We start from the raw sequence: 16,560 nt of genomic DNA, 5'->3' as shown, positions 1-16,560 counted from the left end.
ACGTCACCTCGATCGGCAATCTACCAAGCGCGCGGCGCGAGAGGCAAGGGCTGCCGGGAATGAGGAATGTGGAATGAGGAATAATGAGGAATTATGAATGGCAAGGATGCGTTCCGTGAGCCAATCTTCAAGCCTCGCCATTCCACATTCCACATTCCTCATTGCTCCCGCGTAGCCCTTTGCCTGGATCGATCTTCAGCCACATAAGCCCGCCGAGGGCGGCGAGCAACGCCGCGGCGCCCAGCGAGACGGGCCACCCCCAGTGGTCGGCCAACCACGGCGTCACAGTGGGAGAAAGGCTTCCCCCGAGGTTGGCGCCGGTGTTCATCAGTCCGGACAGGGTGCCCGCGTGGGTTTTGGACAAATCGGTTGTCGACGCCCAGTAAGCCCCCACCGTAAAGTACAGCCAGCCGGCCCCCAGCGAGAGACAGAGAATCGCGATCCACGCGGAATCGACCACGGCACCGAGCGCGATCACCGTTCCGGAGAGCAGCATGCCCGCCATTCCCGCGGCGCCTCGGCCCTTCGTCACGCCATAGGCGGTCGCCAATCGATCGGTGACCCACCCGCCCAGCGGACAGAACACAAGAACGGCCAGAAACGGCAGAGACGCGAAGACGGCGCCGCGCAACTCGCCGAACCCGCGCACGTTCACCAGGTAGAGATAGAACCACGACATGTACACGTAGGCGACGTAGCCCAGACAACTGTAACTGAGCACAAGCCACCATACCGCCGGCGTCGTGCCGATGGCTTTCCAGGGCGTCTTTCCGGGCGGCGGCGCCTCGAGCGCTTCGCCGCGCGTCCGCGGACGCTGCGCCGGATGATCCGTCGCGCACCAATACCATAAACCGGCGATCAGCAACCCCAGCGCGGCCGACAAGTAGAACACCGTCTGCCACCCGAAATTCACCATGAGCCAGGCCGCGACGGGCGGTGTCAGCGCCGAGCCGACCCCGATGCCGCCGATGGCGATCCCGATGCCCAGCCCCCGCTCTCGAGGGTCGAGCCAATCCGCAACGGCCCGGTTGAAGTTCGGCAAGGCCGCGGCCTCGCCGACGCCGAGCAAAAATCTGACGACAGCGAGCGAACCGACGATTCCGACCAGGTCCGCCAGCGGCAGCGTGGCGGCGACCGCGGTCAAGGCCGTGAACAGAGACCACCAGAGCACCGCCGCGGTCAACACGCGGCGTGCGCCCCATCGATCCCCCAACCATCCTCCGGGAATTTGAAAGAGCGCATAGCCCAGCACGAAGGCGGAGAAGATGCGCCCCATTTGTCCGTCCGTCAACCCGAAAGCCGGCATCATCTGCCTCGCCGTCACGGAAATGTTGACACGGTCGATGTAGGTCACGACACTGATGGCGAACAACAAGGCGAGGATGATCCACCGGGCGCGCGGCGGACGAGCGGGCGGTGTGGGAGCATTCACGGGCGTTCCATGCAGACGGAGTGGTTCGGTGACCGGCGCATTATAGCCGTTCAGTCGACCGCCGACCAGCGAACGCTCGCACTTCACGGGATGCGCCGGCGCCGGCGGAGATCGACCGGTCGGTGGATTTCCCCCCATCGATCCAGTAAGATGGCGATCGATACGTACTTCCCTGCGCACCCAACCGGAGGAGGAGTGAGGGTCCGTCTCAGTGCGCTGCTCCTTGTGCTGCTGGTCCTCGTGCTGCTCGGCGTGGTCTTCTCCCGCCCCCTGACCGGCCAGGATTATCTCAAAGAGTTTTTCCTCCGGCAGATCGAGCACAACGTCGGACGCAAAATCGACGTCGGGCACGTCAAGCTCGTCGTCTTTCCCCGAGTCCGGCTCGAGCTGAGTCAGGTCGTCGTCCATGACCGCGACCCGACCCATATTCTGCTGACCGCCAGACGGGTGGACATGGTGCTCCGTCTCATCCCGCTGCTGCGCCGGCAGGTGGTCGGGAAGCGCTTGTTGATCGAAGATCCCCAGGTGACCTTGCGCCGGGATCAGAACGGCCGATGGAACATCCTCGCCGAGGCGCAGGCCCAGAGCGCGCAGGACGAATCCGCCTTGAGGGCTCTGGCGCAGATGCTGCGCATCCGCGAGGCGGCCTTGCTGAACGGCACCGTCACCATCCTCGACGATTCCCGTCCGGGCGGAACCCGGCGGCTCCAACTCAAAACCGTCGATGCGACGCTCTCGATCCCGCCCGGCCGAACACGCGCCGATGTTCACCTCGCCGCGACCCTGCCCGGACAGGAGGGTGTGTCGGCGGTGTCCGTGACCGGCGTCGTCGCCGGCGCCGAAGCACCGGCCACGTTGGCTGCCGAGGAGCCGGTCGCCGCGCGGACGTCTCTCCTGTTCGAAGGCAGGATCGAGGCGGCCAACCTTCATCTCCGGGAATTGGCCGACTTCTTCGGTCCGCGGCCGGTCCCGGAAGGCCTCACGGGGGCGGCCAATCTGCGCGGCGCCCTGCGGATCGTGCCCGGCGTGACGGGCTACGACGTGCTGCTGTCCGACATCACCGCCAACGTGGATCGCTTCGCCTTGAGCGGCAGGGCCAACCTGTCCGGACTATTGACGGCCCAACCGACTTTTTCGGTGACGTTGTCTTCCTCGACGATCGACCTGAACGATTTGTTGTCGCACGTCCCGCCGCAGTGGATCCATGCCGAACTGCAGCCGGTCATCGCGGAACGACAGATCGGCGGGGTGGTCGAAGTCGTAACCGCGACGCTGACCGGTTCGGCCGCGGCTGCGACATCCGTCTCCCTCACCGGGGAATTTCGGGTCCAGCAGGGACGCGCGCTGATCGGCCAGGATCGCGTCCCGGCGCGAGACCTCGCCGCGACGGTGCTGGTCGAAGCCGGGCGGGTCCGGGTGCTGGGGTTGACCGGGCAGTACGGCGATATCCGGATCACGCAAGGCAAAGCCATGGTGTCGTTTCTGGAAGCCGGGCCCTGGCTCGAGATGGAACTCTCCGGCAGCATGGAGGCGGCCGACCTGGTTCGGCTCCTCGCCAAATCCATTCGCTCCGACCGCGTGTCCGCGTTCCTGGCCGGCTCGCGGGACGTGACCGGAGAAGCGCTGCCGACGTTCCGGTTGGTCGGCCCGCTCAACCAGCCGGGCGGCGTGACCTTTGTCGGCGGAGAGATCATCGCCCGGAACATCGGTCTGACCAGTCCGTCCCTGCCGGAACGCATCAGCGATCTTCAGGGACGGCTTCTGTTGTCGGAAAGCGGCACGCAACTCGATCAGGTCAACGGCCGGTTGGGCGAGATGTTTTTCCAGCTCCACGGCACGATCACCGGCGGCGCGATCAGCGCCTTCGACGGATTCGTCGTCCGAGCGCGGAGCGACGCGGCCTTCCTGGCCCGGTTGCTTCCGGCCGGCGTGATTTCCGACTCGTCCCTGCAGGGACCGCTCATCGCCGCCGTCGCGCTCTCCGGATCCACCGCGACGCCGCAACTCCGCGGCCATGTGGTATTGGACGAAGCCAAATGGGTCATTCCAGGCCTGGGCGAAAAACCGCCCGGCGCCCCGGCCGCGTTGGAGTTCGACGGCAACCTCGCGTCCGGCAATGTGTTTACCGTGACCAAGCTGGAGCTGGTCCTGCCGCCGCTGCGCCTGGCGACCAAAGGCAAAATCCAACTCGGAAAACGGTTCGCCATGGATGTCTCGCTTGCCACGGGCACCGTGTCGCTCTCCAGCCTGCCGGAGTGGCTCTCGACGGCGGGAATCGAAGCCGGCAAGCTGGAAGTCTCGCTCGACATCAAGGGATCCAACCCCGACTGGCGCACGTGGCGGATCAACGGATGGCTGGCCCTGACCAACGGTCTGATGCTCGCCAAGGGATTGGACGGGCATGTGCAGGATCTCTACGTCCGGTTGAAGCTGATTCGCAACAGCGCGGAGCTCAAGCGGTTGGCGTTCCGGATCGGCGACAGCGACCTGGCGGTGTCCGGCACGATCAAGAACTGGGCTCACAAACCTCTCGTGACCGCCAAGATCGAATCGTCCCACCTGGATATCGACCTATTGATTCCCAAAGGGGCCCGCTCGCCGATCCGCGACCTTCTGGAGACCCTGGCGGCCGCCAGCCGCGTCAACGCCACGGCGACCATCGACCGCGGCGTCTATAAGAAGCTCCGTTTCGGCGGGCTTTCCTGCCGGATTACGATCGAAGACGGGATTCTGGACGTGGACCGGATCGCCGGGCAATCCGACGGCGGGCAGGTCGCGGGACGGATCGTCGTGCAGCTCCCAAGGCAGGCGCCGGCGGAAACCGAAGCGTCGGTCCGGATCACGGGCATGCGGTTCGAAGAATTGCTTCCGCTGCTCGGCACGGAAGAGCATTGGGTGACGGGCGCCCTCAAACTGACCGGCACGGTGCGCGGACACGGCCGCAACCCCCACGGCGTTTTTCCCACGCTCGGCGGAAAAGCCACGCTCCTGATCGAAGACGGCCGCATTTTCAAGAACGATAAGCGGGCCATCTGGAAGGTCCTGAGCATCCTCAACCTGCCGGCGGTGCTGCAGGGCAAGGTCGATCTCGACAAAGAGGGACTGCCCTTCAACAGGCTGTCGGCCACCGTTTCCGCGCGCAACGGACTGATCGAGTCGGAGAACATCATTCTCGACAGCCCGGTCCTGAAAATCACGGCCGCCGGCAATTACGACCTGGCCACGGACCAGTTGGACATGGTCTGGGCCGTCAGTCCGTTCGGCTCCTATTCGCAATTCCTCAAATCGATCCCGCTGTTCGGGCGGCTGCTCGCGGGTGAACGCAAAGGCATCGCGACGGCCCTGTTCCAGGTCAAAGGTTCCATCGAAGACCCGGAGGTCACGTACCTGCCGATGAAATCCTTCGCCTCGGGGTTGACCGGACTGGCGCAGTTGGCCTTCGACGTCTTGAAGAACACGATCACGTTGCCGGTGGATCTCGTCAGCCCGGATGAAAAGCCCCCGGGATCTACAGAGAAAGCACCGCCCTCTGAGGCGCCGCCGGGTCCCGCGGCGCCTTGACCCTCCCCGGACCGCGTGATAGCATCCGTTCAGCGTATCTACGCAAAAGCCAGAAGTCCTTGTCGCAAATAGCGAATAGCCGGTAGCGAGCAGCCAAATTCCTTTGAGCTCTTCGTGGCTATTTGCAACGAGCTATCAGCTATTTTCATCCGGCAGCCTGGAGCGCACTGCATGACGGCCGACCGCGCCACACTCTTTATCGCCGCCAGCGAAACCGACTCGAACCTGTACTACGCGACGCGGTTCATCGCGCCCGATCCCTTCATTTATCTGGAGGTCAAAGGGGAGCGGCTGGTCGTCATGAGCGATCTGGAATTGGATCGCGCCCGCAGCCAGGCCCGGGTCGACCGGGTGCTGTCCTACTCCCAACTCGAGCGGCGGGCGAAGGATCAGGGCGTGGCAGAGCCTGGACCGGTGGACATCGTCCATCTGATCCTGCAGGACGCCGGTCTCACGCAGGTCTTGGTACCCGGCAATTTCCCTTACATCCACGCGTGCCGCCTGCAGGAACTGGGGTACCGTCTCGGCACCAAACGCGAGCCGTTTTTCGAGCGGCGGGTCGTCAAGACGGCCGAGGAGATAGGCCATATCGAAGCGACGCAACGGGCGACGGAAGCGGCGGTCGCGGCGGCGCACCGGGCCCTGCGCCGGGCCTCCGTTCGGGACGGCGTGTTGTGGCTCGACGGCGAGCCGCTGACTTCCGAGCGCGTCAAGAAGTTGATCAACGTGACGCTTATGGAACGGGACTGCGTCGCCCAACACACCATCGTCGCCGGCGGCGAACAGGCCTGCGATCCCCATCACGAAGGCAGCGGCCCGCTGCCGGCTGACCGCAGCATCATCTTCGACGTCTTCCCGCGCTCGGCCGCCTCCCGCTACTTCGCCGACATGTCGAGGACCGTCGTGCGGGGCCGGGCGTCGGCCGAGCTCAAAAGGCTGTACTGGACGGTCAAGGATGCTCAGGAAGAGGCGATCGCCCAAATCCGGGACGGCGCCGACGGCGCCAAGATCCATCAAGGCATCTGCGAGCGGTTCGAGAAGGCCGGCTACAAGACCGGCTTGGTGAACGGGCGTATGCAGGGGTATTTCCACGGGACCGGCCACGGCGTCGGGCTGGATATCCACGAAGCGCCGCGCATCAGCCGCACGGGGTCAGTCCTGCAGGAGGGCCATGTGGTCACGGTCGAGCCGGGCCTCTACTATCCGGGCCTGGGCGCCGTCCGCATCGAAGACATGGTCCTCGTCACCCACGACGGCTGTCGCAATCTCACGGACTATCCGAAGACCTTTGAGCTGGACTGAAAAGACGTGATGCGTGATGAGTCATGCGTGATGCGTAACTCGGAACGCGTAATACGTTGTGCGTGACGCGCGTGGTATTCTCTTACCCATCACGTATCACCCATCACGCATCACGTTTTAAGCGTCACGTCTTCCATGCGCCTCACTTTCACCGTTCAACGATTCAATCCGGAAGTCGACGTCCATCCCCACGCCGAAGATTACCGGCTCGAAGTCGGCCGGGGCCTGACGGTCCTCGAAGCCTTGATCCGCATCAAGAATGAACAGGACGGCAGTCTGGCGCTCCGGTATTCGTGCCGGTCCGCCATTTGCGGTTCCTGTGCGATGGAAATCAACGGCTCGGAAAAGCTGGCCTGCCGCACCTCCGTCCGCAAGGAATTGGAGCGCCACGGCGGCATCGTCGTCGCGCCGCTCCGCAACCTGCCGGTCATCAAGGACCTCGTCGTCGACATGTCCTCGTTCTGGGGGAAAATCCGGTCGGTCACGCCCTGGCTGCTGGCCGCGCCGGCCGCGCACACCGGCGAACCCACGGGTCCGCTGACATTGACGCCGGAGAGTTATCAATTCCACAACGTGGACGCCTGCATCATGTGCGGCGCCTGCGTGGCCGCCTGCACGGTGCACGAAGTCTCCAGGGAGTTTTTGGGACCGGCGGCCCTGGCCAAGGCCGACCGCTTTCTGGCCGATCCGCGGGAACCGGAGAGCAGCAAGCGCTTCCGGCTGAAAGAATTGGAAAAGGAGCACGGCGTCTGGGACTGCACACGCTGCAATTTCTGCGTCCAGGTCTGCCCCAAAGACGTGAAGCCTATGGAGGCCATCGTGCGCCTGCGCCGGGCGGCGATCCAGCGGGGCCTGACATCCACCGGCGGCGCCCGGCACATCACGGGCTTTGCGGATCTCATCGAGCGGGAAGGCCGCCTGAACGAGGCGATCATGCCGCTGAAGGTCGTGGGTTTCCACTGGAAACGGCTGCTGAGCGTGATTCCGTTGGGGATCAGGATGTTCCTCAAAGGGAAAGTGCCCAATCCCTTGGGCCGCCCCATTCAGGGGATCGAGCACGTGCGCTCCATCTTCGCCGCCGCGCGCCGTCGCGCCAAACCGACGTAAGGCACCATGCCGTCCGTCTTCCGGTTCCTCGAGGATGTGGCGCTCGCCGATGCCGCGTTCGAAGCCACAGGAGACTCTCCTTCCGAGCTGTTTCGGGCCGCCGCGCAGGCTGTGATCGAGACCCTGGCCGACCCAAAGACGGTCGCCGCCACCTGGCGGCGGACGATCACGCGCGAGGACGAGGATCTCGCGTCTTTGCTGTTTGATTGGCTGTCCGAGATCGTGTATGTCAAAGATGCGCAAGGCGTGGTGTTCCGGGAGGCCGTCCCCGTCGTGAGACAGGAACGAGGACGGTGGAGGCTGGACGCGACGCTGGTAGGCGCCCCGGTAGATCCCGCGACGCAGGAGTTGCGGGCGGACGTCAAGGGCGTGACCAAACATCTGTACGAACTGAAGCAGGACGGCACCCGTTGGACGGCTCGGGTGGTGTTGGATATATGAAGCGCGTGACGCGTGACAGGCGAGACATGCGCGAAAGACTTCCCCTCGTCGCGCGAGTCTCGCGCGTCCCGCATGTCTCGCCAGGATCGCCGTCATGGTGACGTGATATGAAGTTGAATACCGACATGACGGTGAACCGCGTTGCCGATGAAATTTGGGAAATTCCTCCGTCGGAGAAGCCGGGCATGCTGGTGCCGGCCCGCATTTACGCGACGGAACGGATCCTCGAGACGATGGACCGCGGCGTCTTCGACCAGGTGACGAACGTGGCGTGTTTACCCGGCATTCGCCGTTACGCCCTCTGTATGCCGGACGGTCACTGGGGCTACGGATTCCCCATCGGCGGGGTGGCGGCCTTCGACACCAGCGAGGGAGTCATTTCGCCCGGCGGGGTTGGGTATGACGTCAACTGCGGCATGCGCTTGATCCGGACCGATCTGACGCTGACCGACGTGCAGCCCCGACTGGAGCCGCTGATGACTGAGTTGTTCCGCAAGGTCCCGGCCGGCGTGGGATCGAGCGGATTCGTCCGGTTGGGCCGCCGCGAATTCGAGGACGTCATGCGCAAGGGAGCCCGGTGGTGCGTGGAGAAAGGCTACGGGTGGCACGAGGACCTGGCCCGGATCGAAGAAGGCGGGTGTATCGCCGGAGCCGATCCGTCGAAGGTCAGCGACCACGCGGTGGAACGAGGGATCAACCAACTGGGCACCTTGGGGTCCGGCAACCATTATCTGGAAGTGCAGGTCGTGTCCAGCGACCGGATCTTCGATCCGCAGGTCGCCGCGGCGCTGGGCATCACCGGTCACGACCAGATTGTGGTGATGGTCCACTGCGGATCGCGCGGGTTCGGCCATCAGGTCGCGAGCGATTACCTGAAAGTGTTCGAAAAGGCCATGCGCCGCTACGGCATCACCGTGAAAGATCAGCAACTGGCCTGCGCCCCGTTCCGGTCGCCCGAAGGCCAGGATTATTTCGCCGCCATGAACTGCGCGGCGAACAGCGCCTTCGCCAACCGTCAAGTTATTACGCACCAGATCCGCGAGGCCTTCGCCGCCGTCTTCGGCAAGTCGGCCGAAGAACTGGGCATGCACATCGTCTACGATGTGGCGCACAACATCGCCAAGGTGGAACGCTACCCGGAAGGGGAATTGGTCGTCCATCGAAAGGGGTCGACCAGGGCCTTCGGTCCCGGCCGGCCCGAGCTGCCGGAGATGTATCGAGCAACCGGGCAACCGGTGATCTGCGGAGGGTCGATGGAAACAGGCTCCTACCTTCTGGTCGGCACCGAACGCGCGATGCAAGAGACGTTCGGCTCGACTATGCACGGCTCCGGCCGGACGATGTCGCGGGCGCAGGCGAAAAAATCCGTCCGCGGCGAGCAACTCCAGCGGGACATGAAGCAGCGGGGGATTCTCGTGAAGGCCGTGTCGATGTCGGGCTTGGCGGAGGAGGCCGGCTTCGCCTACAAGAACATCTCGGACGTGGTCGAGACGGTGGATCGGGCGGGGATCACCAAAAAGGTGGCGGAGCTGCGGCCGATCGGGAATATCAAAGGATAATGATGTGATGGCGTGTGGCTTCTGTTCAGAAAATGCGGGTCCTGTCACCGACCGGCCGGGTACCCGTTGCTCCTCTCCGTTTGCAACGGGTGCAAGCTCGCACCCCGCCCGGTGTAGGGACCCCGCTGCGCGCTGACGGGCTCCCAGGTCGGCGCCACCCGCATTTTCCTGCAGTACCGGTGAGCCGCAGGCTCATGAATTACGAAATGTCATGCCTCGATCGGCCGGACGTAAGGGAGGATTAAATGGAGCAGCGGCAGTGTCCGCGGTTTCCGGTGCGGTTTCGGAGTTCGTTTACGTCCGCCAACGTGGTCGGCGGGGAGGGGAGCCTGATCGACCTCTCGATCCGCGGCTGTCGCGTAGACAGCAGCGTGACGGTCATGACCGGGACGACATTGGAATTGCGCATCCACGCCATCGAGCATGAACCGCCGATCGCCGTGGATCAAGCGATCGTTCGATGGTCGAGGAACCACCAGTTCGGCGTGGAGTTCATGAGCCTGCAGCCCGACGAATGGGCCCGTCTCCAGCACATCGTCAAGGAATTGGCGCAGGAGCCCTATGTGAAGAGGGCGGCGGAAAACGCCTCATCGGCGTGACCGCATGCTCCGGCGCCTCCTTCCGTTCACCGCTCTCGCGCTTTTCTTCGCTTGCGCGTCCGCGATCACACTCTATGATCTGAAAACCGGCGAGACCCTCACAGGCGACCATCGCCCCTTGACGCAGACGATCATCATCACCCTGCCGACCGGCGAGACCCTCGAAGGGCGCTACCAGAAGCTCACGACCTTACTGATCAAAGAAGACTCACTGTTCTACCGCGCCAACCTCGGCGCCCTGCTGGGACGCAACACGGGCGAACGCCTCTACGGCCACGCCCGGCTGACCGGAGACCGAGGCACCCTCATGGAAATGGTCCTGGCCGTGGAGTGGACCGGTCACGGCTTCGGCGTGGCGAGGACCCGCGCGGGGAACGAGTATCGGGTGACGTTCTGACTACTTCACCTGTGCTCACCTCTTGGTTTATAGGTTCCTTTCGCGCACGCATGGCGACCGATCGAACGATGATCCGCGCCTCTCTCTAGTCGAAGCCAGCGCCGTTTGTCAGCAGAGATGTGAGGCTGACTCTTGTGCATGGGAGATCGTCAACGATCGGGAGGACCTGAATGACCGGCGGGCTGCGGAGATAAAGAGGGTGGCAGGTCGCCACCAAGGCAGGGCGGTCCACTGAGCGGGTTGAGAGGATTCACTCCAGGGACGCATGGTTGGGACGGGGCTGGTCCGGCAACTGGAGGAACTGGTTCCGATGATGTTGGTGGCGGCAGGCCTGTCTCGGGTGTCGGCTCGTTTGTCTCCGGCACAGCAACGGGTGTTGGCGGCGGGGCGCTCAAAGTGTTCGGGGACGGAAAGGGTACAGATTGCGGGATGCCAGGGTCCACTCTGGAGGTCGTGGCGGAAGCGCTTCCCGTTCCTGAGACCGAACCTCTCTCCACGGAGTTGCAGTGTTCAAGTTGCGCCGGGCTGTCCGTATAGATCGGGGAACCATTTGTGTCCCGGCAAAGAAAGAGTCCGGCGTGAGCCTGTGAAAGTAGCTCAGGCATGACGGCGCTTACCACCGTAAGAGCGAGCGCGATCATGAGGAAGACGCCTCTCATGGGCCAATTTCCTCTCTGCCTTCATTGATCCTCGGTGTTACTCCTTGCCGCCGCGCTCCCAGTCGTAACTGGCCTTGGACGGCATCAAGGGTGACTTCGAACTGGCGTAGAAAACTTAAGCCCAGCAAGCCCTCGACGCCTTCCGGCGCATCGGGTAAGTCATAGATCGCCGCCAGGCTGTTCCGCACCTCGGCTTCAGCCACGCGAATGGATTCCACGCGAACCACATCCGCCTGCACCGGACCACCGACCGTATTGAGCGTGACGGTGGCCGTGTGGGCATCGGAAAACAGACCGAGATCCAGCGCCACGGCCCGAGAGAGGATCGTGTACGAGGCCCCGGTGTCCAGGATCAAGCGAGCCGGGCGCGAGCGATTGAGCTGAGTCGCGACAATCAAGACGGCACCCATGTGCTCGACCGGGATCGTGATAACCCGGCCAGTGGTCTCCAAAGCCGTCGTCGCCTCGGTCACGGACCCAACATCGTTGGGGATCACTGTCCGGGGAACCGAAGACGGCGGAGGGGTGGCGAGGGCTGAAGGACCCGCGTGCAGAGCCGGGTCTACGGGCATGGCCTCGCAGCCAGAGAGTTGTCCGGGCCGGTCGGTCAGGACCTGTTGGCCGGCCGCATCAACACACAGGTACACAGCGGCTAAGGCCACCGGCAGGTCGCTTGTGCAGAACAGGACCCCGAACAGCCCCCAGGCTGCCGAGAACAACCGAAGCGGGCGTCGCTGATCGTCACTGAAACGTGAGAGAAGACCGCCCGTTGCTCCTCCAGTGCATCGCATTGAATCACCGGTCCGGACGCTTCTCCCAAGTCCGGTTCACGTGCTCGGTCCGATCCTCCCGCGCGAAATCCTCTCCAGCGGTGTGAGCGAGGTCCATACCTTAGCGAGTAAGCCGGTTCGCGTCGATGTCCCCGCTTTGTGCATGATGCGTTTGAGGTGTGCCTTGACGGTTCCTGGACTCACCTGGAGACGCGTCGCAATTTCCTTGTTCGTCAACCCATCAGCCAGGCCTTCGACCACGTCGCGCTCTCGGTCCGTGAGGCAAAGGACCGGGCAAGCGGTCGTTGGGCTTGGATTCGCGGGACGCGGCAAGAGTTCCATCAACACGAGGAGCCAGCCTGGAGCAGAGTGCGCCGGGTTCGGCAGGCCGAAGCCTGTTAGCAGGACGGGGTCCGCCAGTGGATCGACGACGCGCCGCAGTTGAACAGCCTGCCATTCCCCGCTCTGTGCTCCTGCTCTCAGCGCACGGGACAGATCATCACAAAGATCCAGGACGATCGCGGGAATCAGCCCTGTGGCAATCGGAGAATGCGGCAAGCGGCGCGTCAGGTGACGGGCTTCGTCATTCATGTACATCAAGCGCAGCGAGAGCGTAAACAGGAGTACGCCCAGGTTGGATCGGACATCCGTCAGCGCGTTGAGTGGCTCAACGGACTCGATCCGCACGCGTCCGTCATTGGACAACATGACCGTCACCGATGATGAGAGGCTGAACAACGAGCACGAGCAGCACGATCCTCTGACACAGAACGATGGAAATGATGAAGGGCGGATAGTAGGGGAACTCTGAATGCGCCGCAAGTCAGAAAAAGCCCTACAACGGATGGAAACAATACTGGTATTTCGTCGATTGATCTCCCAAATGGGATACCGCTTCAGCGGTATCCCATTTGGCTAGCTTGCGGGGCCGAATGATTTCCGGTACACGGGCGGCCCATGTGTCTCGCGCGAAGCAGATAGTCGTCTGTGCCAGAGGAGTGTGCAGCCGGCGTGTGGTTGCGATCGTCGATCGCGCGTTGGCAGACGGAGCGAACCAGAGAGGACGCAGCGGACGATCGGTGATCCATGAGCCTCGCACGGAGTCGCATGAATCTCAGTTCTAAGTTGGTCGCCGCCCTCACCGCTCTGCTCATGGCGGTCATCCTGGTATCACCGGGTTCCGCGGCACAGTCCCCCACCGTCACAAGCCTGGCCCCGACCACGCGGACCATCACACAGGGCGGCACGAGCACCTTCACCGTCACGATCAATGCGATCCAGCCGACGGAGACCGTCATCGCGATCACCAGCAGCGCACCGGACGTGGCCTTCGTGCCCAGTCAGGTGATGATCCCCGCCGGACGCACCACGGCGCTGCTCCCCGTCACGGCGAATACCCCGGGCACCGCGCAGATTGTCGCTGGTCTCAATGGGACCAGCGTAACGAGCAGCGTCACGGTGACGCCTGCCCAGCCGAAAGTGGTGTCGCTTCTGCCCCCGGTGACCCCGGTTCTCCTCGGCGCCAGCACCACCCTGACGGTCACCCTGTCGGCGGCCCAACCGATGGACACAGTGGTCACGATCGCAGGAGCGCCCAGCGAACTGGTCGCAGGTCCGCCCTCGGTCGTGGTGCCGGCCGGGCAGATCAGCGCGCCGGTCACGATCGCCGCGGCCGGGCTGGGAACGGCGATGGTGCGGGCGAGCCTGAATGACTCGGTCGCGGAAGCGATTATCCGCATCGTGGCGCCAGCCCCTTCGCTGAGCGGCCTGCAACCGGCGCTGTTGAATCTCACCAGCGGGGCGAGCAGTCAGATCACGGCAACCCTGAACGCGGTGCAGGCGACGGATATCACCGTGGCGCTGACGGTTGACAAGAGCACGGTGCTGGAGGCGCCGGCCATTCTCCTGATTCCCGCAGGGTACCTGCACGCGGTGTTCTCCGTGACGGGACGCGCAGCCGGCAGCGCGATCGTCACCGCCACCGTGGGCGAGAGTAGCCGGAAGGTCACGATCCAGGTGATTCCGCCGCCACCCGTCGTCGTGTCGCTGGTGCCCAATCCGTTTATGCTCCAACAGGGCGCGACCGGCAGCGTCACCGTGACCCTCAATGCCGCGCAGCCCGTCGAGACGGTCATCACCTTGACCAACACCGCGCCGGCGCTGCTGCAGGTTCCGCGCTCGGCCACGGTCCCGGCCGGCCGGACGAGCGCCGAGTTTCCGGTGACCGGCCTTGCGTCGGGTGAGGCCGTCATCTCAGCGGCAGCCACGGGAGCCGCGGTCAGCGCGACGGTGCAGGTGCTTCGGCCGGGCCCCAAAGTTGTGGCGCTGACGCCGATGGCGGTGACGCTGCCGAACGGCACGCCGGGCGTGCTCCGCGTCACGGTCTCGCCGGCGCCGAGCGAACCCACTGCTGTGGCGCTGATGAGCAGCACGCCGACCGTCGCAGAAGTGCCCATGACGGTCACCATTCCGGCAGGGGCGCTCGGCGCCGATGTTCCGCTGGCTACGCGACGGCCAGGAGAAGCCACCATCACGGCGACCCTGAACGGAGGGACGGCCGGCGCGCTTGTGACGGTGACCGCCGCCGAGCTCATGGGCCTCGCGCTCTCGCCTCCAGGGTTGACTGTCGCCGTGGATGAGAGTCGGGCCTTTCAGGCCACGGGGACCTTCACCGATGGGACCACGCAGGACGTGACGGCGCAGGCCATCTGGCGGTCCTCAGAGCCGACGGTCGCCACGCTCTCCAGCGGCGGAGTGGCCACCGGTATGGCGCCGGGGACGGCCGCGATGACGGCCACGGTCGGCTCGCTGACCGCCCGCGCCACGGTGACCGTGACGGCCCAGCGCGGCCGGCTGAGTCTCTCTCCGGCCGCGGCCACAGTCGGCATCGGCCAGAGCCTCGCGCTGACAGTGAGTCTCGCCGCTCCCGGGACGGAGGCCGTGACCGTCACGCTGACGCCCAGTGGAACGGGGTCCCTTACGGTGGCACCGAGCGTTGTGGTGCTGGCTGTCGGGCAGACCAGCGCCCCCGTCAATGTGACGGGGACGGGCGCGGGGACGGTCACGCTGACCGCCAGTGCGCCGGGCCGCCTGCCCGCAAACAGCACGATCACCATCGGCACTGCCCCCGGGCTGCCGGCTGGCGCGCCCGGACGCCCGCTGACGGGACGCGTGTTGTCCGCCACGGATGCCAAGCCGCTGGCCGGGGTCCGGCTCACCCTGGCCGGGCAATCCACCACCACCGATGTGCACGGGCAATTTGTCTTCTCTGGTCCGCCCAGCGGCTATCAGTTGGTGAAGATCGATCATGCGTCGCTGGACGCGCACCGCAAGCGGTTCAAGGATGGCTCGCTGGGCGGGCTCATGCACGCGGACCCAGTGCTGGTAAACATCTCCAGCGAGAAACTCAATGCGCTGCCCGATCCGATCTGGGTCGTGCAGACGCATGCGACGCTGCATCCGATCGTGCCCGGGCGGAAGACCGACATTCGCCCGGCGCATATTCCCGGCCTCACGCTGAGCATCCAGGATGGCACCACCATCCGGAGCGAGGACGGGCAGACGAACTCCGGCGTCGCGATCACGCCGCTGCCGCCCGATCGGGTCCCCCGGCTACCCGAGAGCGCCGCGCCGCGCACCGTCTATCTGGTGAGTTTCGAACGCCATGGAGGTGGGATTCCGAGTAAGCCGGTTCCCATGATCGCGCCCAATGAAGCCGGTGCGGACCCAGGGACACGCATGCAGTTCTGGTATTACGACAAGTCGCCGTCCCCGGATCCGGCCTCGCATCAGTGGAAGCTGGCGGGCTACGGCACGGTGAGCCCCGACGGCCGTTCCATTATTCCGGATCCCGGCGTCGGGCAACCGCGATTCTGCTATGCCTACTGGACTCATTATGCGGCGACGAACATTACGCAAAAGTGTCCCCAGGACGGCCAGAACTGTACGGCGGCCGATCCCGTTGATGTGACCTCAGGCGTCTTTACCCTGGAAAAGACCGATATGGTCCTCCCCGGCGTCCTGCCCGTGCACATTACCCGGACCTATCGGAGCAAAGCCGAAGGCATTGGCCCCTTCGGGCAGGGAGCGAGCTTCAACTACGACCTGTACTTGACCCTGGTGGGATCGGCACTGCGCTTGCAGATGCCCGACATGAACCGCTACCTGTTCTCGCAAGAAGCCGACGGCAAATATCGCAACACGAGCTATCCGATATTCAAAGGCGCCGCCATTACGCGACTGGGCTCCACGGATGAGTTGCGCTGGCGGGACGGCACGGTCTATGTCTTCAACACGTGGGGGTATCTGATCGAAATCCGCGACCGGTACAACAACAAGATCGAGATCATTCGCGACGGCTCCACCAGCCGGATTCAACAGATCAAAGAGCCGTCCGGACGGGCCTTGACGTTCGCCTATACCACGGTGAAACGGGGCTTCAGCACCTTCGACGTGATCGCCTCGATCACCGATCCGCTCGGCCGGAGCGTACACTACGTGTATTACGTCGCGTCCAATGGCCGGCTGTCCCGCGTGATCGATCCCGCCGGCGGCTTCACCACCTACACCTACGGCGAGTACTCCCAGCAATACTATTGGAACGAAGGCATGCTGACCATCACCGACGCCCGCGGTATCACCTACCTGCGCAACGAATACGACACCTCGGGCCGAGTGGTCAAGCAAACGCTGGCGGACGGCGGGGTCTATCAGTTCGCCTACACGACGGCCGG

General features: G+C 64.3%; 11 protein-coding genes. 8 read left to right on the top strand and 3 right to left on the bottom strand.

Features of this window, described 5'->3' with window-relative positions; translation table 11 throughout:
* Window positions 1-127 precede the first annotated feature (127 nt).
* Window positions 128-1,519, bottom strand: coding sequence for an MFS transporter (locus tag AB1555_13265; protein ID MEW6247659.1), 1,392 nt, complete (start codon window positions 1,517-1,519; stop codon window positions 128-130).
* A gap of 108 nt (window positions 1,520-1,627) precedes the next feature.
* Between AB1555_13265 and AB1555_13260 the strand changes: the two genes are divergently transcribed.
* The 7 genes from AB1555_13260 (at window position 1,628) to AB1555_13230 (ending at window position 10,398) form a co-directional block, all read left to right on the top strand.
* The gene (locus tag AB1555_13260; GenBank protein MEW6247658.1) at window positions 1,628-4,993 is read left to right on the top strand and encodes an AsmA-like C-terminal domain-containing protein; all 3,366 of its coding nucleotides are present in this window, start codon (window positions 1,628-1,630) and stop codon (window positions 4,991-4,993) included.
* A 171-nt stretch (window positions 4,994-5,164) separates the two neighbouring features.
* A complete protein-coding gene (locus AB1555_13255) occupies window positions 5,165-6,295 on the top strand; it encodes a Xaa-Pro peptidase family protein (protein MEW6247657.1) in 1,131 nt (376 codons plus the stop codon).
* A gap of 135 nt (window positions 6,296-6,430) precedes the next feature.
* Window positions 6,431-7,402, top strand: coding sequence for a succinate dehydrogenase iron-sulfur subunit (gene sdhB, locus AB1555_13250; GenBank protein ID MEW6247656.1), 972 nt, complete (start codon window positions 6,431-6,433; stop codon window positions 7,400-7,402).
* Between the two features lie 6 nt (window positions 7,403-7,408).
* Window positions 7,409-7,843, top strand: a complete 435-nt coding sequence (locus tag AB1555_13245; protein ID MEW6247655.1) for an archease — start codon at window positions 7,409-7,411, stop codon at window positions 7,841-7,843.
* Window positions 7,844-7,950: 107 nt separating this feature from the next.
* The gene (locus tag AB1555_13240; protein ID MEW6247654.1) at window positions 7,951-9,402 is read left to right on the top strand and encodes an RtcB family protein; all 1,452 of its coding nucleotides are present in this window, start codon (window positions 7,951-7,953) and stop codon (window positions 9,400-9,402) included.
* 245 nt (window positions 9,403-9,647) lie between these two features.
* On the top strand, window positions 9,648-10,001 hold the full coding sequence (locus AB1555_13235; GenBank protein ID MEW6247653.1) for a PilZ domain-containing protein: 354 nt from the start codon (window positions 9,648-9,650) through the stop codon (window positions 9,999-10,001).
* Between the two features lie 4 nt (window positions 10,002-10,005).
* Complete coding sequence (locus AB1555_13230; protein MEW6247652.1) at window positions 10,006-10,398, top strand: hypothetical protein; 393 nt, start codon at window positions 10,006-10,008, stop codon at window positions 10,396-10,398.
* A 655-nt stretch (window positions 10,399-11,053) separates the two neighbouring features.
* Here the strand turns inward: AB1555_13230 and AB1555_13225 are convergent.
* Entirely contained in the window at window positions 11,054-11,848 is a 795-nt protein-coding gene (locus AB1555_13225) for a retropepsin-like aspartic protease (protein MEW6247651.1), read from the bottom strand.
* Window positions 11,849-11,884: 36 nt separating this feature from the next.
* The gene (locus AB1555_13220; GenBank protein ID MEW6247650.1) at window positions 11,885-12,535 is read right to left on the bottom strand and encodes a LuxR C-terminal-related transcriptional regulator; all 651 of its coding nucleotides are present in this window, start codon (window positions 12,533-12,535) and stop codon (window positions 11,885-11,887) included.
* A gap of 399 nt (window positions 12,536-12,934) precedes the next feature.
* Here AB1555_13220 and AB1555_13215 point away from each other — a divergent pair.
* Window positions 12,935-16,560: DUF6531 domain-containing protein (locus AB1555_13215; protein MEW6247649.1), on the top strand; the 3,626-nt coding region annotated here is incomplete at its 3' end.

It is taken from the genome of Nitrospirota bacterium, assembly GCA_040755395.1.
In the GTDB taxonomy this organism is placed as follows: domain Bacteria; phylum Nitrospirota; class Nitrospiria; order Nitrospirales; family Nitrospiraceae; genus DATLZU01.
The sequence above is the reverse complement of the archived record's forward strand: the minus strand, read 5'-3'. Positions and strand labels throughout refer to the sequence as shown.

Coding starts and splice junctions, on each gene's coding strand:
- AB1555_13255 (MEW6247657.1), top strand. CDS start 5,165: ATGACGGCCGACCGCGCCACACTCTTTATCGCCGCCAGCGAAACCGAC.
- sdhB (MEW6247656.1), top strand. CDS start 6,431: ATGCGCCTCACTTTCACCGTTCAACGATTCAATCCGGAAGTCGACGTC.
- AB1555_13245 (MEW6247655.1), top strand. CDS start 7,409: ATGCCGTCCGTCTTCCGGTTCCTCGAGGATGTGGCGCTCGCCGATGCC.
- AB1555_13240 (MEW6247654.1), top strand. CDS start 7,951: ATGAAGTTGAATACCGACATGACGGTGAACCGCGTTGCCGATGAAATT.
- AB1555_13235 (MEW6247653.1), top strand. CDS start 9,648: ATGGAGCAGCGGCAGTGTCCGCGGTTTCCGGTGCGGTTTCGGAGTTCG.
- AB1555_13230 (MEW6247652.1), top strand. CDS start 10,006: ATGCTCCGGCGCCTCCTTCCGTTCACCGCTCTCGCGCTTTTCTTCGCT.
- AB1555_13225 (MEW6247651.1), bottom strand. CDS start 11,848: ATGCGATGCACTGGAGGAGCAACGGGCGGTCTTCTCTCACGTTTCAGT.
- AB1555_13220 (MEW6247650.1), bottom strand. CDS start 12,535: ATGTTGTCCAATGACGGACGCGTGCGGATCGAGTCCGTTGAGCCACTC.